This is a genomic window from Curtobacterium sp. VKM Ac-2922 (genome assembly GCF_022815645.1).
GTDB lineage: Bacteria > Actinomycetota > Actinomycetes > Actinomycetales > Microbacteriaceae > Curtobacterium.
The window spans coordinates 56,950-74,482 of record NZ_JALGRO010000004.1 but is presented as its reverse complement, the minus strand read 5'-3'; the positions used below and the strand labels follow the sequence as shown (position 1 = coordinate 74,482).

General features: G+C 71.7%; 17 protein-coding genes and 2 tRNA genes. 8 read left to right on the top strand and 11 right to left on the bottom strand.

The features are described from left to right. Nucleotides 1-32: 32 nt before the first annotated feature. The 3 genes from MT346_RS05885 to MT346_RS05875 are packed head-to-tail and all read left to right on the top strand — an operon-like array spanning nucleotide 33 to nucleotide 2,457. On the top strand, nucleotides 33-290 hold the full coding sequence (locus tag MT346_RS05885; protein WP_243561894.1) for a BatC protein: 258 nt from the start codon (nucleotides 33-35) through the stop codon (nucleotides 288-290). Beyond that, nucleotides 287-1,528 (top strand): JmjC domain-containing protein, encoded by a 1,242-nt coding sequence (locus tag MT346_RS05880; RefSeq protein ID WP_243561893.1) that lies wholly within the window; start codon nucleotides 287-289, stop codon nucleotides 1,526-1,528. The genes MT346_RS05885 and MT346_RS05880 overlap by 4 nt, the downstream gene beginning before the upstream one ends. Continuing rightward, nucleotides 1,525-2,457 (top strand): sucrase ferredoxin, encoded by a 933-nt coding sequence (locus MT346_RS05875; RefSeq protein WP_243561892.1) that lies wholly within the window; start codon nucleotides 1,525-1,527, stop codon nucleotides 2,455-2,457. Before MT346_RS05880 ends, MT346_RS05875 begins: the two co-directional genes overlap by 4 nt. A gap of 71 nt (nucleotides 2,458-2,528) precedes the next feature. Here MT346_RS05875 and MT346_RS05870 read toward each other — a convergent pair. The 7 genes from MT346_RS05870 to MT346_RS05840 all read right to left on the bottom strand — a co-directional run bounded on the left by MT346_RS05870 (nucleotide 2,529) and on the right by MT346_RS05840 (nucleotide 6,765). Further along, nucleotides 2,529-2,604 (bottom strand) — tRNA-Glu (locus MT346_RS05870). A 37-nt stretch (nucleotides 2,605-2,641) separates the two neighbouring features. Then, nucleotides 2,642-2,717, bottom strand: a tRNA-Glu gene (locus MT346_RS05865). 90 nt (nucleotides 2,718-2,807) lie between these two features. Continuing rightward, nucleotides 2,808-3,443, bottom strand: coding sequence for an MBL fold metallo-hydrolase (locus MT346_RS05860; protein WP_243561891.1), 636 nt, complete (start codon nucleotides 3,441-3,443; stop codon nucleotides 2,808-2,810). A 134-nt stretch (nucleotides 3,444-3,577) separates the two neighbouring features. Beyond that, nucleotides 3,578-4,585: a LacI family DNA-binding transcriptional regulator gene (locus MT346_RS05855; RefSeq protein ID WP_243561890.1), complete on the bottom strand. Its 1,008-nt coding sequence runs from the start codon at nucleotides 4,583-4,585 to the stop codon at nucleotides 3,578-3,580. Nucleotides 4,586-4,604: 19 nt separating this feature from the next. Beyond that, complete coding sequence (locus MT346_RS05850) at nucleotides 4,605-4,829, bottom strand: hypothetical protein (RefSeq protein ID WP_243561889.1); 225 nt, start codon at nucleotides 4,827-4,829, stop codon at nucleotides 4,605-4,607. Nucleotides 4,830-4,834: 5 nt separating this feature from the next. Next, nucleotides 4,835-5,746 carry a carbohydrate ABC transporter permease gene (locus MT346_RS05845; RefSeq protein WP_374202509.1) on the bottom strand — a complete coding sequence of 304 codons (912 nt, stop codon included), beginning with the start codon at nucleotides 5,744-5,746 and terminating at the stop codon, nucleotides 4,835-4,837. Beyond that, complete coding sequence (locus MT346_RS05840) at nucleotides 5,743-6,765, bottom strand: carbohydrate ABC transporter permease (RefSeq protein ID WP_374202508.1); 1,023 nt, start codon at nucleotides 6,763-6,765, stop codon at nucleotides 5,743-5,745. The genes MT346_RS05845 and MT346_RS05840 overlap by 4 nt, the downstream gene beginning before the upstream one ends. 138 nt (nucleotides 6,766-6,903) lie before the next feature. Between MT346_RS05840 and MT346_RS05835 the strand changes: the two genes are divergently transcribed. Further along, entirely contained in the window at nucleotides 6,904-9,147 is a 2,244-nt protein-coding gene (locus MT346_RS05835) for an ATP-binding domain-containing protein (protein WP_243561888.1), read from the top strand. Between the two features lie 168 nt (nucleotides 9,148-9,315). Here MT346_RS05835 and MT346_RS05830 read toward each other — a convergent pair whose 3' ends face one another. The 3 genes from MT346_RS05830 to MT346_RS05820 form a co-directional block, all read right to left on the bottom strand. Further along, entirely contained in the window at nucleotides 9,316-9,585 is a 270-nt protein-coding gene (locus tag MT346_RS05830; RefSeq protein ID WP_243561887.1) for a protealysin inhibitor emfourin, read from the bottom strand. A gap of 44 nt (nucleotides 9,586-9,629) precedes the next feature. After that, nucleotides 9,630-10,679, bottom strand: coding sequence for a M4 family metallopeptidase (locus tag MT346_RS05825; protein ID WP_243561886.1), 1,050 nt, complete (start codon nucleotides 10,677-10,679; stop codon nucleotides 9,630-9,632). A gap of 64 nt (nucleotides 10,680-10,743) precedes the next feature. Beyond that, entirely contained in the window at nucleotides 10,744-11,802 is a 1,059-nt protein-coding gene (locus MT346_RS05820) for a glycoside hydrolase family 6 protein (protein WP_243561885.1), read from the bottom strand. A gap of 187 nt (nucleotides 11,803-11,989) precedes the next feature. On the opposite strand from MT346_RS05820, the gene MT346_RS05815 reads away from it, so the two are divergent. The 3 genes from MT346_RS05815 to MT346_RS05805 all read left to right on the top strand — a co-directional run bounded on the left by MT346_RS05815 (nucleotide 11,990) and on the right by MT346_RS05805 (nucleotide 13,620). Further along, nucleotides 11,990-12,439 carry a VanZ family protein gene (locus MT346_RS05815; RefSeq protein WP_243561884.1) on the top strand — a complete coding sequence of 150 codons (450 nt, stop codon included), beginning with the start codon at nucleotides 11,990-11,992 and terminating at the stop codon, nucleotides 12,437-12,439. Nucleotides 12,440-12,562: 123 nt separating this feature from the next. After that, nucleotides 12,563-12,832, top strand: coding sequence for a 30S ribosomal protein S15 (rpsO, locus tag MT346_RS05810; RefSeq protein WP_243561883.1), 270 nt, complete (start codon nucleotides 12,563-12,565; stop codon nucleotides 12,830-12,832). A gap of 167 nt (nucleotides 12,833-12,999) precedes the next feature. Next, on the top strand, nucleotides 13,000-13,620 hold the full coding sequence (locus MT346_RS05805) for a CE1759 family FMN reductase (protein ID WP_243561882.1): 621 nt from the start codon (nucleotides 13,000-13,002) through the stop codon (nucleotides 13,618-13,620). A 106-nt stretch (nucleotides 13,621-13,726) separates the two neighbouring features. Here MT346_RS05805 and MT346_RS05800 read toward each other — a convergent pair whose 3' ends face one another. After that, nucleotides 13,727-14,917 (bottom strand): hypothetical protein, encoded by a 1,191-nt coding sequence (locus MT346_RS05800; protein WP_243561881.1) that lies wholly within the window; start codon nucleotides 14,915-14,917, stop codon nucleotides 13,727-13,729. A 277-nt stretch (nucleotides 14,918-15,194) separates the two neighbouring features. Here MT346_RS05800 and MT346_RS05795 point away from each other — a divergent pair, with 277 nt between their 5' ends. Further along, on the top strand, nucleotides 15,195-17,483 hold the full coding sequence (locus MT346_RS05795) for a polyribonucleotide nucleotidyltransferase (protein ID WP_243561880.1): 2,289 nt from the start codon (nucleotides 15,195-15,197) through the stop codon (nucleotides 17,481-17,483). Nucleotides 17,484-17,533: the final 50 nt, after the last annotated feature.

The following is a 17,533-nucleotide window of genomic DNA, read 5'->3' as shown; positions in this document are numbered from 1 at the left end:
GCACCGCGCCGCTCGGTGAACAAGGGACCACCATGAGCATCAACGACGACGACATCACGACCGACCCGCAGAGCGCCGGCGAAGGCCCGGCGGACGGCGGCGCGAACCCGAACGGCCACGACGGCGGTGCGGACGGCTCCGCCGACGCCGGTGAAGGCCCCGCGGACGGCGGCGCGAACCCGAACGGCCACGACGGCGGTGCGGACGGCTCCGCCGACGCGGGCGAAGGCCCCGCGGACGGCGGCGCCAACCCCAACGGCCACGACGGCGGCGCGGACGGCTCCGCGTGAGCCGAGGGCTCGAGACGGTGGGGACGGCGAGCGCACTCCAGCGGTGCGTCGCCGTCCCGGCCGACGACTTCGCCGACCGGTACTGGGGCCGGCAGGCGCTCCTGAGTAGCGCCGACGACCTCGGGTCGACGTTCGACGACCTGTTCTCCACCCAGGCGGCCGACGAGCTGCTGAGTGTCCGGGGGCTCCGGACGCCGTTCATCCGGATGGCGAAGGACGGCTCGGTGCTGTCCCCGCAGGCGTTCACCGCACCGGGCGGCTACGGCGCCGAGGTCGGTGACCAGGTCAGTTCCGAGAAGGTGCTCGCCGAGTTCGCCGCCGGGTCCACCATCGTGCTGCAGGGTCTGCACCGCACCTGGCCGCCGCTGCAGGAGTTCACGCGGCGCCTGGTCGCCGAGCTCGGGCACCCGGCCCAGGTCAACGCGTACATCACCCCGGCGTCCTCGCGCGGGTTCGACCCGCACTACGACGTGCACGACGTGTTCGTGCTGCAGATCGCCGGCGAGAAACGCTGGGTGATCCACGAGCCGGTCCACGAGCTGCCGTTCGGCGACGAGCCGTGGAGCGACCACCGCGACGCCGTGGCCGCCCGCGCTGCCGGCACGCCCGCGATCGACACGGTGCTGGCACCGGGCGACGCCCTCTACCTGCCCCGTGGGTACCTGCACTCGGCGACCGCGCTCGGCGGCACCACCATCCACCTGACGATCGGCATGCCCGCCGTCACACGGTCGGACCTGGCCCGGGTGCTCGTCGAACGCGCCCTGCGCTCCGATGCGCTGCGGGCGTCGCTGCCCCTCGGCATCGACCTCGGCGACCCCGAGCAGATCGCCACCGAGGTCCGTGCGGCCGCCGACGAACTGGTCGCCGCGCTGACGACGACGGAGGACCCCTCGCCCGCCGTCGCCGCCACGGTCGGAGCCCGCTTCGCTCGGTCCACCCGGCCCGAACCCGTCCGTCCCCTGCACACGGTCGAGGTCGCGGCGGCGCTGACCGGCACCGACCGGGTGCGCTGGCGCGAGGGCATGCCGGCGGACGTCCGCACCGAGGGCGCCCAGGTCGCGATCACGCTGCCGAGGACGACCGTGCGGCTGCCCGCCGTGTGCTCCGACGCACTGCATGCGCTGTCGGACGGCACCATCCACGCGGTCGGCACGCTGCCGGGGCTCGACGAGGACGACGCCGTCGTCGTCGTGCGACGCCTGCTGCGGGAAGGCGTGCTGGTACCGGCCTCGTGACCGAGTGGCGTCGTACCGGACCGACCGACCCCGGACTCCCCCGCTCGAGCGGCGGTCCGGCCTGCAGCGCGGGCGCCCGTCTGCGCGACGAGGACGTGTCGGCCACGGCGTCCCCCGGCAAGCGCTGGCTGCTCGTCGAGGTCGCCGGCGCCTGGGGCTGGAACGTGTGGACGGACTCCCCCGTGCTCGACCCCGAGCTGGGTGCGGCGATCGCCCGGCGGGTGCAGCACGCCGGCATGCGGATCCTGGCCGTGCGTCGACCGGGGCGCTCCCGCGGCTCCGGCCGGTGGCGGTGGGCCGTGGTCGACGCCGAACGCGCGACGACGCACTGGGGCGAAGTCTCGTCCCCGCACGAGTTCCTGACGCTCCCGCTCGACGGCAGCTCCGGGGTCCCGTCCGACCAGGCGCTGTTCGTGGTGTGTGCACACGGGCGCCACGACGCGTGCTGCGCGGTGCGGGGTCGGGCGGTCGCCGAGCGGCTGTCCGAGGCCTACCCCGACGAGACGTGGGAGTGCTCGCACCTGGGTGGTGACCGCTTCGCCGCCACCATGATGCTGTTCCCGCACGGGGTGAACCACGGTCGTGTCGACGACCACGACCCGGTGGCGATCGCGGATGCGTACCTGCAGGGTCGGGTCCTGCAGGACGGGTACCGCGGGCGGTCGACCCTGTCGCACGTCGAGCAGGCAGCCGTCGCCGCCGCGGTCCGGCACACCGGCGACACGCGCCTGGACGCGTTCCGACCGATGTCCGCGACCGAGCTGCCGAGCGAACCGGGTGGGTGGTCGGTCGACGTGGCCGGCGACGACGGCGTGCTGCGCGTGCGGCTCGAACACGTGCGGACGGGGCCGACCTTCACCACGTGCCGCGCGACGCTGGCGGTGGAGATCCCGCGCTTCGTCGTCCGGGACGTCACGGCGGCGAGCTGAACTGGTCACGCGCAACACGTGCGGCCTGAACGCGAGAACTCCCGCCGGACGATGTCCGACGGGAGTTCTGGTGGTGACCCCAGCGGGATTCGAACCCGCGTTACCGCCGTGAGAGGGCAGCGTACTAGGCCGCTATACGATGGGGCCGCGGCATACTTGTTGTCGGACTCGGAGGAAGCCACCGTGGTGACCCCAGCGGGATTCGAACCCGCGTTACCGCCGTGAGAGGGCGACGTACTAGGCCTCTGTACGATGGGGCCGTTCCGACAACTAGACAAGTATTGCACAAGCCCGGCAGCGCGCCAAAACGAGGCGTGTCGCAGGCCGGCCACGCCGTCACCACCGCCCGGTCAGAGGGCCATCGACTCCCCCGGGCGCAACACGACGAGTTCCCCGGCGGGCTCCACGACCTGCCGCAGGCGCCCGACGTGCATGTCGAACCCGATGTCGGACAGTGTCGCCTCGTGCACCGGGTAGGCGCGGCGCGGTGCGATCGCGGTGACGTAGTCCATCATCTCGGCGACCTTGAGCCACGGCGCACCCACCGGGGCCGCGAGCACCTCGACGGGGACCCCGGGCACCGTGTAGCTGTCCCCGGGGAAGAAGAGCCGCCCGCCCACCAGCACGCCGGTGTTGTCGACGACCGGAACGGACGCGTGGATGACGGTGTGCTGCGTGCCGTGGAACGTCAGGTCGAACGGCCCGACCGAGTGCCGCGCACCGTCCGTCACGACCTCGACGTGCACGCCGGTGTCGGCGAGTGCCCGGGCGACCCCGGGCGGCCCGAACACCCGCGCACCGGGGTTCGCTCCGAGGATCCGGGTGAGCTGTTCGGGCATGACGTGGTCCGCGTGTTCGTGGGTGACGACGACCGCCACCACCCCGTCGACGTCGACGTCGCGCGTGAAGCCGCCGGGGTCGATGACCAGTCGGGCACCGTCCTGCTCGACGATCTGGCACGCGTGTTCGAGCTTCGTCACCTGCATGCCGCGAGCGTACGCGCCGGCGGGCGGCGAACGTCCGCGCCGGCAGGCAGCGAACGTCCGCGCCGGCAGGCAGCGAACGTCCGCGCCGGCAGGCAGCGAACGTCCGCGCCAGCACGCCGCGCAGGGACCGAGCCTCAGATCCGCGGCGCCGCGGTGCTCCGCCGGACCACCAGCCGTGCCGGGGCCGCGGGCAGCAGGTCGGCCGGAGCGCCGTCGACCTCGGCCAGGACCGCGAGCGCGGCGGTCCGCCCCTGCGCCTCGGGGTCCTGCGCGACGGTCGTCAACCCCGCCGGAGCGCCGTACTCGTGGCCGTCGATGCCGACCACCGACAGGTCCTCCGGCACGCGCAAGCCCAGCCGGGCGGCGGTGAGCAGCACGCCGAGCGCCATCTCGTCGGACGCACAGGACACCGCCGTCGGCCGGTCCCGAGCGGGGACGTCCAGCAGCGCAGCACCGGCGGCCACTCCCCCGGCGAACGAGAACCGGCCGTCGACGAGCCACCGGTCGGCCACGGGGCACCCGGCGGCGCGCATGCCGTCCAGGAACCCGTCGCGCCGCCGGTAGGGCACCGCCACGTTCATCCCGGCCTCGTCCTGCCCGCCGACGTAGGCGATCCGTCGGTGGCCGAGTGCGAGCAGGTGTCCGACGGCGAGCCCCTCGACGTGCAGGTCGTCCACGCCGACGTTCCGGATGCCCGGGGCCGGCCCGCCGATCACGATCATCGGGTGGCGGCTCAGCTGCAGTTCGTTCCGCTCGGTCGCGTCGAGCACGAGCGACAGCAGCACGAGGGCATCGACGCGGTGCCGCAGCATCGAGCGCCGGAAGGCACGGTCACGGTCGCCGTCCGGGCCGCCCAGGTTGTAGAGCACCAGGTCGTACCCGGCGCGGCGCAGCTCGGCGTCGACCCCACCCATGGCCTTGACGTAGAACCACCGGTCGATCACCGGCACGACGACACCGACCGCGCGCTGCCGTCCGGTGGCCAGACCGGCCGCCGCCGAACTGGGGACGTACCCGAGTTCGTCGGCGACCCGCCGGACCTGGTCGATCGTGGTGTCCGCGACCGTCGGCAGTCCGCGCAACGCGCGGGAGACCGTGGCCTTGGACAGCCCCGTGACGGTCGCGATCTCCTGGATCCCCATCACACGGCCTGGAGGCCCGTCAGCCGTCCGCGCTCGCGGTCCGCCGGAGCACCCGCACCCGCCAGACGTCGAGCACGACCACGGCGAGCACGCAGGCCAGCAGGGTGAGTGCCCAGCCCAGGGCGGGGCGTCCCGTGAACTCGCAGAACACCGTGACGAGCAGGAACGCGATGCCGAAGAAGCCGACGAAGCCGATCGCCTCCTCGATGGGCGCCGAGGGTCGACGCGGGGAACGCAGGGCCATGGCCGTCAGCCCTTCACGCCGCCGGCGGTCAGGCCGGCCACGATGCGTCGCTGGAACACGAGCACCAGGATGACGAGCGGGATCGTGACGATCGTCCCCGCCGCCATCACGGCGGTGTACGGCTCCTGGTGGGGCTGGGAACCGGCGAACGACGCGATGGCGACGGTCACGGGCTGAGTGGCGTCGCTCGACAGCTGCGACGAGATGAGGTACTCGTTCCAGGACGAGATGAACGCCAGGATCGCGGTCGTGAACACCGCGGGCGCGGCGAGCGGCAGGATGATCCGCCGGAAGGCCTGCACGCGGGTGCACCCGTCGATGCGGGCGGCCTCTTCGAGGTCCCACGGCATCTCGCGGAAGAAGCTCGCGAGCGTGTAGACCGTCAGCGGCAGCACGAACGAGATGCTCGGCAGGATCAGCGCCTGGTACGACCCCATCCAGCCGATGTCCGTGAAGAGCTGGAACAGCGGCGAGATGAGCGCGACGCCCGGGAACATCGACGCCGCCAGGATCGCACCGGCGATGAGCGACTTGCCCTTGAACTCCAGCCGGGCCAGCGCGTAGGCCGCGCTCGTGCCGACCAGCAGCGCGATGATCGTGACGACCCCACCGATGAGCAGGCTGTTCGCCAGCGCGCGCCCCAGGTGGTTGCCGAGCGCGGTGGAGAACGCCGTCGTGTAGTTGTCGAGCGTGACGTGGGTCGGCCAGGGGGTGGCGTCGAACGTGAACCCGACGTCGCGGAAGCTCGTGACGACCATCCAGTAGAACGGCAGCAGGCACCAGACCGCGATGACGATCGCCTGCACGGCCGTGCGGACACGAGGACCGGTGTCGCGCTTGATGCGGACGTCGGCGCGGTCGATCGACTTCTCGCGCGAGCGGGTCGTGGACCGGGGGCGATCGGCTGCGAGCGTCACTTGAGTTCACCCTTCTGCTGGGCTGCCTGCGTCTGCACGACGTTCGCTCCGAGGAAGCGCACGAACAGGAAGGCGACGATGAAGATGACCAGGAACGTGATCGTCGACAGGGCCGATGCGGAGTTGAACCCCTGCCGGATCTGGTCGACCACCAGGATCGACAGCGTCGTGGTGGCGTTGCCGGACCCACCACCGCCGCCGGTCAGGATCGCAGGCAGGTCGTACATGCGCAGCGCGTCGAGCACGCGGAACAGGATCGCGACCATGAGCGCGGGTCGCAGCAGCGGCAGCGTGATCAGCCAGAAGCGCTGCAGCGTCGACGCACCGTCCATCTTGCCGGCCTCGTAGACGTCCTCGGGGATGAGCTGCAGGCCCGCCAGGATCAGCAGCGCCATGAACGGGGTGGTCTTCCACGTGTCGGCGATGATGACCGCCCACCGCGATGCCCACTCGCCGCTGGTCCACAGGATCTGGTGACCGATGACGTGGTTGAGCACGCCGTTCGCGTCGAAGATGAAGTACCAGAGCTTCGCGGTGACGGCCGTCGGGATCGCCCACGGTACCAGGATCGCGGCGCGGACCAGGGCGCGGCCCGTGAAGTTGCGGTTCATGATGATCGCCATCCACACGCCGATCAGCGTCTCGAACGCGACGGTGACGATCGTGAAGAAGACGGTGTTGCCCATCGACACCCAGAACTGCGAGCCGAGGCTGCCGGGCGGGCAGGTGACGTTGCCGCACTGCTGTCCGAGCCAGTGCGCGTAGTTGGTGACCCCGGCGAAGCCGCCCTGCACGAACAGGCCGGTCGCCTTGTCGAGTCCGGCGTCGAGCTGGAACGACTGGATGATCGCACTGACGACCGGGTAGCCGATCACGATCGCCAACAGCACGATCGTCGGGCCGATCAGGTACACGGCCCAGCGGCCGTGCTCGGCGTTCAGGCCGCCACGCCGCCGCTTCTGCGGTTCGAGCCCCGTGGGGTTCGGGACGGCGGCGGGGATCTCTGTTGCTGCTGACACTTCACGGCCTCCTTGCCGGTGTCGGAACACGAGTGGGGGCGGACTGGTGGGGGGGGGGGGGGGGCCCCCCCCCCCCCCCCCCCCCCCCGTCCGGTTCGGTGGGACTACACTGGATACCCCTGTCCCGAAGGGTTGCGTGTGTCCGAACCGACCGAGATCGACCGCGAGCGCGGGTACGTCGACGGGCTCTTCGCCCGCCTCGACGAGCTGACCGCCGAGGCCGAACAGCGACTCGCCGAGACCCGCCGCCAGGCGGTCGGTGGGAACCACCAGAGCCGTAGCGAGCGCGACGCGTTCGCCAAGCTCTACGAAGACACCATCCAGACGCTCGAGCGCGTGGGCGACCGCCTGGTGTTCGGGCGGCTCGAGGTCGCCGACCCGTCCGACGGCGAGAGCGCGTTCCGCTACATCGGCCGCGTCGGGCTGCGCGACGCCGAGCACCGGCCGCTGCTGCTGGACTGGCGCGTCCCCGGTGCCAGTGCCTTCTACCAGGCCACCGCCGCGCACCCGATGGGCATGCGCGCCCGCCGGCACCTGTCGCTCGAGGGCCGCAGGGTCGTGGGCGTCGAGGACGAGGTCTTCGACGCCACGCTCTACGACGACGAGCGCACCCACCTGCAGGGCGAGGGTGCACTGCTGGCTGCCGTCACCGCCGAGCGCACCGGGCGCATGACCGACATCGTCGCGACGATCCAGGGCGAGCAGGACCGCATCATCCGCTCCCCGCTCGAGGGCGTCCTGATCGTGCAGGGCGGCCCCGGCACCGGCAAGACCGCCGTCGCACTGCACCGCGCGGCCTACCTGCTGTACTCGTACCGCGAGCGCCTGCGGGGCTCGGGCGTGCTGGTCGTCGGACCGTCCCCGGCGTTCCTGACCTACATCGAGCAGGTGCTCCCCTCGCTCGGTGAGACCGGCGTCGTGATGGCCTCGCTCGGGTCGCTGTACCCGGGCGTCCGGACCTCCACCCACGACCGCCGTGACGTCGCCGCGGTGAAGGGGTCCGGCGAGATGGCCGACCTGCTGCGCCGTGCCGTGCGGTCCCGCCAGGTCGTCCCGACCGAGCCCACCACGCTCGACGTCGAGGGCGAGCGCCTGGTCGTCCCGCCGCAGCTCGTCGCCGACGCGATGCACCGTGCGCAGGACCGGGGCAAGCCGCACAACGTCGCCCGCATCACGTTCAACAAGTCGGCGCTCGACGCGATGGTGAAGCTGCTCGCCGACCAGCTGCGCGAACGTGGCACGACGGTCGACGACGCCGACCTCAAGGTGCTGCGCGAGGACATCCGCTCGTCGTACGACGCCCGCGTGCTGCTCAACACCGCGTGGCTGCCACTGCCGGCCGAGAAGCTGCTCGAGGACCTGTACGCCCGACCGAACTGGCTCGCGTCCCTGACCCCGAACTGGTCCCCGGAGCGCCGTGCCCTGCTGACCCGCGAGCGGGGCGTGGGGTTCACGGTCGAGGACGTCCCGCTGCTCGACGAGGCCGCCGAACTCCTCGGCACGTTCGACCCCACGGGCGGTGCCGCCAAGCGCCAGGCGAAGGCCAGCCGCAACCGGGACATCGAGAACGCGCGCCAGGCCATCGAGAACATGGGCGTCGAGGGCATCGTGTCCGCGGAGCAGGTCGCGGGCGCCTTCGCCGAGGGCGGCGACCCCCGCACCACCGCCGAGCGCGCCGCCGAGGACCGCGAGTGGACCTACGGCCACATCGTCGTCGACGAGGCCCAGGAGCTCTCGCCCATGCAGTGGCGGGTGCTGGCGCGACGCAACCCGCTGCGTTCGTTCACGATCGTCGGTGACATGGCGCAGGGTTCGTCGCCCGGGGCCGCGCGCACCTGGGACGACGTCATCGGGGCGCTTGCACGCCGCCGTCGTGGTCGCGCGCCGCAGGTCCCGCTCGCCCACCGGGTCGAGGAACTCACCGTCAACTACCGCACGCCGCGCTCGATCGTGCAGGCCGCGGGCGAGTTCGCCGCCTCTGCCGGTCTGACCGTGACCGCCAACCAGGCCGTGCGCGACGGCGACCCGGTGGTGCGCCTGCGGGTGCCGCGTGCCGAGGTGCTCGACACCATCGCCCGCACGGTGGAGACGGAGCGCGCCCACATCGGCTCCGGCACCACCGGCGTGATCGTGCCGGACGCCCAGGTCGAGGCCGTCCGGCGGCACCTGGCCGACACCGACTCGGACGTCCGGTCCCTCGGCGCGCCGCGGGCTGGTTCGGTCACGGTGCTGACCGGCGCCGACGCCAAGGGCCTGGAGTTCGACGGCGTCCTGCTGGTCGACCCGGACGGGGTCGGCGCGGACGCGGCCCGCGCGGCCGCGGCCGTCTACGTGGCGATGACGCGCCCGACCCGTCGCCTGACGGTCATCGACGTCGACTGACGGCACGGCGCGAAGCCGTCGCCGGGGCGCTCCGAGGCCGTCGCCGGCGGTTCGCACCCCGTCGCGGACGTCGCGCCCCGTCGCACCGGGGCGCAACGTCCGGCAGGGGGTGCGATCCGCAGGACCGCTCCGAGTGCGGTGCCGGACGGGAGGCCCGGCGCGGCGCCGTCAGGCCGGCTCGCCCTCCGCGCGCACCCGCTCCACGAGCGCGGCCCACTGGCCGTCCAGCTGGCTGCCCGGCACCCGGACGGTGGTGCGGGCGACGGTGATCGTCCACTCGAAGTCGTCGGGCACGGGCTGCGGGCGGACGGGCGGTTCGTCGGGCAGCCCGTCGACCAGGGTCGACCAGGCGTCGGGGTCGGCACACGACTCGGTGTCGATGCGCCAGCTGCGGGTCATGCCGGCGATCCCTCCGGTCCGGCGGACGACGATCTGCATGTGCCCGACGGTACGCGCAGTCCGTGCCCGCAGTTGCGCCCGGGTCAGGCCAGGACGCCGACGTCCTTCCATGCGGCACTGACGGCCTGGGACTCGCTGGACCCGGCACCGAACCGCGCGTCGGCCGCCGACACGGTGACGCGGGCGAACCCGGCGAAGTCGATCGACGCCGTCACCGCAGCCGAGGTCAGCGCGTCCCACCAGACAGCGCCGGCGCCCTCCCAGGCCTTGCCTCCGATCGCCGTGGCTGCGAGGTAGAAGGCGTGGTTCGGGATGCCCGAGTTCGTGTGCACTCCGCCGGCGTCGTCCGTGGTGTCGACGTACCCGGCCATCGTCGCCGGCTGTGGGTCCTTGCCCAGCACCGGGTCGTCGTACGCGGTGCCGGGGGCCTTCATGGAGCGGAGGGCGACACCGTGCACCGCGGGCAGGAACAGCCCCTCGCCGATCAGCCAGCTCGCCTGGTCGGTGGTCTGTCCCTTGGCGTACTGCGCGACGAGGGACCCGAACACGTCGCTGATCGACTCGTTCAGCGCCCCGGACTGCCCCTGGTAGGTCAGGTCGGCGGTGTACTGCGTGACGCCGTGGGTGAGCTCGTGGCCGATGACGTCGAGCGCGATCGTGAAGCGGGTGAAGACCTCGCCGTCCCCGTCGCCGAACACCATGCGGCTGCCGTCCCAGTACGCGTTGTCGTAGTCCTGCCCGTAGTGCACCGTGGCGTCGAGCGGCAGACCGGCCCCGTCGATCGACACGCGCCCGAACACGTCGAGCCAGAACGCGTGCGTCGCGCCCAGGCCGGCGTAGGCCTCGTCGACGGCGGCGTCACCGGTGTCGGGATCGCCCTCGGAGCGGACGAGCGTACCGGGCAGCGTGGTCGTTCCGCGGGCATCCGAGATGCTGCGCTGCGGCGACCGGTCCGGTGCGGTGAGCCGCTGCGGGGCGACCCGGGCCTGGTGCTTGGGTGCCTGGACGACGTCGAGCGAGGCAAGCGCTGTGCGCGCGGCCGGGGTGGCGCGGGGGAACGCGTCGGACGGCGCGTCCGCGATGGCGCGCAGCAGGTACGGCGGGACGACGGATCGGAGCTGGGCGGCGGTCATGGTGCCCATGCAACCCCGGTGCACCGACATCGGGAGCCGACCCCGCGCTGCTGTGCGTGTTCTGTCACCCCTTGCGGTTCGCGACCAGTGCGAGCGCGTACGACTCCCACCACTGTCCGGCCGCCGGACCGCCGTTGCAGGTGCCGTCGCTCAGGCCGGGGGTCTTCACCCAGAGCAGGGCGTCGAGGCGCGAGGACCCGGCGGCCACGTGCGGGTCCTGGCCGAGGCCCGCACCGGACGGGTTGCACCAGGTGCCCTTCCACCCCTGACCGTTGCGCGAGACGTCGATGACGAAGTGCGGATCGCCCCCGATGGCGTCGGCGAGGTGGTCGGCGTAGGCGCGTTCCTGGTCGACGCGGTAGAAGTTCGACACGTTCGTGAAGAAGCCCTGCGTCTGGTCGACCCCGGCCTGCCGCAGCCACTTCGCCATCGTCGCGGTGGGCACCCGGTTCTCGTTGCCGCCGTCCAGGTACACCGTCAGGCCGTGCCCCGTCAGCGCGCCGACCGCCTTCCGCAGCAGGGGGAGCCGTGTGTCGGTCAGGCGCTTGCAGTTCTGGATCTGGGCGATGGCGTCGGGTTCGACGAGCACCACGGCGTGCGACCCGGCCATCGCCCTGACGGCCGAACGCACCCACGGCACGTACGCGGAGCGCTCCGTCCCGCCCTTCGAGTAGCTGCCGCAGTCGCGGTCGGGCACGGCGTACAGCACGAACACCGGCGTCTTGTCCTGTGCCTTCGCGCTCGCCACGACGCGCTGGATCGTCTGCCGGGTCACCGTGGTCGAGGAGTTCGTCAGCCACGTCGCGATCGGCTGGTCTGCGATGACGGCCAGGCGGTCGGCGGTGTCGTCCTGCCCCTCGGCACGCGCGCTGGTCATGAACCGCGCGGCCTGGTTGTCGGCCGAGGGCTGTCGTGCGAGACCGCCCGGGAAGACCTGGGCGGGCGTGCGGCGCTCGGCGATCCGCCGACCGTCGGGTCCGGACGCGCTCGGCAGCCAGAGCACGACCGCGGCGACGACCGCGACCACCACGACGGCGGCACCACCGATCCACAGCCACTGGCGGCGTGCACTCGTCCGCCGTGCGGGTGTCGGTGATGATGTGTGCGTTCCGTGGTCCGGCATCGAGCGGTCCTCCCTGGTCTGACCGTGCTCCGTCGGCGCTGCCGGGCGGCCCTGTCCCGCCCTGCGCCCATGCTTCCACCCCGGGCGTGCACGGTGCCACCCCGTGCAGGCGATCCCACAGGTGGGGTGCCGGTCCCGCTCAGGCGCGCACCAGGTCCCGCGCAGGGCGCACCCCCACACTGTCCGGATGCTCCGGAAACTCCTGCTGCTCGCCGTGACGGCCGCCTACGCCTGGGTGATCTGGCGGATGACGCTGACGCCGCACGTGTTCTCGCACGCCGAGGACACGCTGGTGCTCCGGGCGCTGTCGTTCGCCCGACAGCTGCCCGGTGGCACGTGGCTGACCTACGACCGCACGGAGTTCCTGGCGAACATCGCGATGTTCGTGCCGGTCGGTGCCATCGCCGCGCTGTGGTTGCCCCGGCGCTGGTGGGCCGTCGCCGCGGTCATCGCCGTCGCCCTGTCCGCGGGCATCGAGCTCGCGCAGGCCGAACTGCTGCCGTACCGTGTCGCCGATCCCCGCGACGTGCTGGCGAACGGCCTGGGCGGGCTGCTCGGGGCCACCCTGGTCGGCCTCGTCCGCAGTCTGATGCCGGTGCGTCCACGCCGTCGGGGTCTGCGAGCGAGAACCGTCTGAGACCCGCCGTTCTGGTAGAGTCTCCAGGTTGCCGTCGAACGGCCGCGGATCAAGAGCGCTCATGCATCCGGCATGGGCACCGCGCAACGGACACGTTCTCATCGAGAACAGAAGGGGATCACCATGGCACTTGATGCACAGGTCAAGCAGGAGATCATCGAGCAGTACGCGACCCACCCGGGCGACACCGGATCCCCCGAGGTCCAGGTCGCCGTTCTGACGCGTCGTATCAACGACCTGAACGAGCACCTCAAGGAGCACAAGCACGACCACCACTCGCGTCGTGGTCTGCTGCTCATGGTCGGCCAGCGTCGCCGCCTGCTCGGCTACCTCTCCGACGTCGACATCGCCCGCTACCGCACGCTCATCGAGCGTCTCGGCCTGCGCCGATGACGTCAGCGCCGCTGGTCGTCGTCTGACACTCGCTTGACCGAACGCCCCGGTCCTCCTCGTGAGGACCGGGGCGTTCTCGCGTTCGGGCGGGGCGCGGGGAATGGTTGCGGGGGCGCGCGGGTTCGGTAGGGTGTTCATGCAAACGCATTGAAAGATCGGACGTCACCATGACCACCATCGCCGTCGTCTCCGCCGGGCTCTCCGAGCCGTCGTCGACCCGCCTGCTCGCCGACCGTCTCGCCGAGTCCGCCGTCGCCGCCATCGAGCAGCAGCCAGGAGGCTCGGCTCGCGTCGTGCACGTCGACCTGCGTCCGCTGGCGCACGAGATCATCGACGCGATGCTCACCGGGTTCCAGGCGCCCGCGTTGGCCGCCGCGACGGCCGCGGTCGTCGAGGCGGACGCCCTGGTCTTCGTCACGCCGGTGTTCACCGCCGGCATGAGCGGCCTGGCGAAGTCCTTCCTCGACATCACGGACAAGGACGCCCTGCAGGACATGCCGGTCCTCATCGCGGCGACCGGGGGCACGGCACGCCACTCCCTGGCGATCGAGCACGCCATCCGTCCCGTGTTCGCGTACCTGCGCGCGGCCGTCGTGCCGACCGGGGTGTTCGCGGCGACCGACGACTGGGGCACCCAGGGTGAGCAGGTGGCCCTGGACGGACGCATCCGCCGGGCCGGAGCCGACCTGGCCTGGGCGATCGGGGCCTCCCGTCGGGTCCCGCAGCAGGCGGACGCACTGCCCGAGGTGCGCGACTTCGCGAGCCTGCTGGGCGGGCTGGGCCACTAGCCCGACCGGTGCGAGGTCCGGCCTGGGTGCACGCTTGACGGCTCCGTGCGTGGTTGTTGCCAGGCACCAACCCGTCGACCTCGCACGATGCCGGGCAGGCCCCCGCTCAGTACCAGTGCGGGTTGACGCTCATCTCGTGGTTCCACGCACCGCACGGGGTGCCGTAGCTCGACTTGATGTAGGACAGGCCCCAGTTGATCTGCGTGTCCTGGTTCGTCAGCCAGTCGGCCCCGGCGGCGGACATCTTGCTCGCCGGCAGCGCCTGGGGGATGCCGTAGGCAAGACTCGAGGAGTTCAGGGCGTTGGCGCGCCAGCCGGACTCCTGCGTCCAGAGCGACACCAGGCACCCGTACTGGTCGTCGCCCCAGCCGTAGTTGCCCAGGACGCTGCGGGCGTAGGCCTTCGCGCCGGCCGGGTCGACCGTCACGCCGCCGGTGTCCGGGAACGAACTGCCGGAGGACGCAGCACTCGCCTGCCTTCCCTGCTGGGCTGCGAGCGCCTGCTCCTGCGCTGCCGCCTGCGCCGCCCGGGCCTGCGCCGCTGCCTGCGCGGCGACGGCCTGACCCACGGCGTACTGCTGCTCGGCCTTCGCCGTCGTGTCCTTGAGTGACGCCAGCTGCGCGTAGAGCTCGTCGCTGTGGTCCTTCGTCGACGCGACGGCGGCATCGGCCTTCGCCTGGGCGGACTTCGCCGCTGCCGACCGGTCCTCGGCGGCCTGGGCCAGCCGTGCGCGTTCGGCCTCGGCCCGGGTTGCCTGGTCGTGCAGCGACGACGCGGTGCCGGCTGCGACGGAGGCGTCGTCGAGGACGCTGGTCCACGTGGTCGTCAGCTGGTCCATCGCGCCGAGCTGGTACAGCAGCTCGTCGGGGTCCTTCGCCGTGGCGATCTTCGTGGTCATCTGGTTGGTCGAGCCGTCGCGGTACAGGTTGGCGGCCAGCTGGCCGGCGCGCGTCTGCGCCCGCTGCGCGGTCTGTGCGGCCTGGTCGGCCTGGGCCTGGAGGCTCGTGGCGGTCTGGGCGGCCTCGCTGAGCTCGGCGTCGGCCTGGTCGGCCTTCGCGGCCGCGTCCAGCGCGACCTGTGACTTGCCCGCGGCGTCGGCCTGCACGGCCTTCAGCGCGTCCTGCACCTTCGACACCTCGGCCTGCTTGGCCTGCTCGTTGCCCTTGGCTGCCTGGACGTCCTGCCACGTGGGGTAGTCGGTCGCGCTGGCGGGGGAGGCGGTGACGGCGGGGACGACGAGCGCACCGAGGAGGACGGCGGCCGCGACGAACGCGCGTCCGGAATGGCTTCGACGCATGCGGTCAGGCTAGCGAGGACACGCCCGTTCGCGACGAGCCTCGCCGTCGATTCACCGGCGACTGCTAAAGTCAGGGCGTCCGGGGACCGTTTCCCGTGACGACACACAACATCGCACGCAGACCGGCACGAAGCTGGTCATCGGTGGTGGCATGCGGGCCGAGGCATCCCGACTGTTTCTACTGCTGGCCAGACATGCGTTCCGCGTCGTGGAGCGCACGTGCACGCGTGTGCCCGAGGCCGGGTCTGCTGCATCCAGAACACAAGGAGGCATCCTCTTGGAGGGTCCCGAGATCAAGTTCGCGGAAGCGATCATCGACAACGGTCGCTTCGGCACCAGGACGGTCCGGTTCGAGACCGGTCGTCTCGCGCAGCAGGCACAGGGTGCCGTCGCCGCGTACCTGGACGAAGAGACCATGCTGCTGTCGGCCACCAGCGCCGGCAAACACCCGCGCGAGGGCTTCGACTTCTTCCCCCTGACGGTGGACGTCGAAGAGCGCTCGTACGCAGCCGGCAAGATCCCCGGTTCGTTCTTCCGCCGTGAGGGCCGCCCGAGCACCGAGGCGATCCTGGTCTGCCGTCTGATCGACCGGCCGCTGCGCCCGTCGTTCGTCGACGGCCTGCGCAACGAGGTCCAGATCGTCATCACCGTCCTGAGCATTGCTCCGGACGAGTTCTACGACGCGCTGGCGATCAACGCCGCCTCGGCATCGACGCAGATCTCCGGTCTGCCGTTCTCCGGCCCGATCGCCGGTGTGCGTCTGGCGCTCATCCCGGGCGCCAACGGCACCGACCAGTGGGTCGCGTTCCCCAAGGCATCGCAGCTCGCCGAGGCCGTCTTCGACCTCACCGTCGCGGGCCGTGTCGTCACGGACGAGGCCGGCAACCAGGACGTCGCGATCATGATGGTCGAGGCCGAGGCCACCGAGCACAGCTGGGACCTCATCCAGGGCGGCGCCACCAAGCCCGACGAGGCCGTCGTCGCCCAGGGCCTCGAAGCGGCGAAGCCGTTCCTCAAGGTCCTGGTCGAAGCACAGGCCAAGATGGCCGCGCAGTCGGCCAAGGAGATCCAGGACTACCCGGTCTTCCCGGCCTACGAGCCCGAGGTCTACGCCGCGGTCGAGTCCATCGCCCTCGGCGAACTCGGCGACGTCTACAAGATCGCCGGCAAGGTCGAGCGTCAGAACGCCGACGATGCCCTCAAGGCCCGCGTCAAGGACGCCATCGCGGCGAAGGTCTCCGCCGGTGAGCTGCCCGACAGCGCCAACGGCCAGGTCAGTGGCGCCTACAAGTCGGTCACGAAGAAGGTCGTCCGCGGCCGCATCCTGACCGAGCAGGTCCGCATGGACGGTCGCGGCCTCGCCGACATCCGTCCGCTCGACGCCGAGGTCGCCGTGATCCCGCGCGTCCACGGTTCCGCGATCTTCCAGCGCGGCGAGACGCAGATCCTCGGCGTCACCACGCTGAACATGCTCAAGATGGAGCAGCAGATCGACTCGCTGTCGCCCGTCACGAAGAAGCGCTACCTGCACCACTACAACTTCCCGCCCTACTCGACCGGTGAGACCGGCCGCGTGGGTTCGCCGAAGCGTCGCGAGATCGGGCACGGCTTCCTGGCCGAGCGCGCCCTCGTGCCGGTGCTGCCGTCGCGCGAGGAGTTCCCCTACGCGATCCGTCAGGTGTCCGAGGCGCTCAGCTCCAACGGTTCGACGTCGATGGGCTCCGTCTGCGCCTCGACCCTGTCGCTGCTCAACGCGGGTGTGCCCCTCAAGGCCCCCGTCGCCGGCATCGCGATGGGCCTGGTCTCCGACACCGTCGACGGTCAGACCCGGTACGCGGCGCTGACCGACATCCTCGGTGCCGAGGACGCCCTCGGTGACATGGACTTCAAGGTCGCCGGTACCTCGGAGTTCGTCACCGCGATCCAGCTCGACACCAAGCTCGACGGCATCCCGTCGTCCGTGCTCGACGCCGCGCTGAAGCAGGCCAAGGAAGCGCGCTCCGCGATCCTCGGTGTGCTGACCGAGGCGATCGACGCGCCCGACGAGATGGCGGACACCGCGCCGCGTGTCATCTCGGTGCAGATCCCCGTCGACAAGATCGGCGAGCTGATCGGCCCGAAGGGCAAGACGATCAACGGGATCCAGGACACCACCGGTGCCGACATCTCCATCGAGGACGACGGCACCGTGTACATCGGTGCCGTGGACGGTCCGTCGGCCGAGGCAGCGCGCCTGCAGGTCAACGCGATCGCCAACCCGACCAACCCGGAGATCGGGGACCAGTTCCTCGGCACCGTCGTGAAGATCGCCACGTTCGGCGCCTTCGTGTCGCTGCTGCCGGGTCGCGACGGTCTGCTGCACGTCTCCGAGGTCCGCAAGCTCGCCGGTGGCAAGCGTGTGGAGAACGTCGAGGACGTGCTCGGCGTCGGCCAGAAGGTCCTGGTCGAGGTCACCAAGGTCGACGACCGCGGCAAGCTCTCGCTCGCACCGGTCGTGGCGGACGAGGTCGACACGGCCGGTGGCGAGGGTCACACCTCGCACGCCGAGGCGCCGGCCGAGGGCTGAACGCCCCTCGCCTGACTGCACGAACGGCCGTCGCCCCTGGGGGCGGCGGC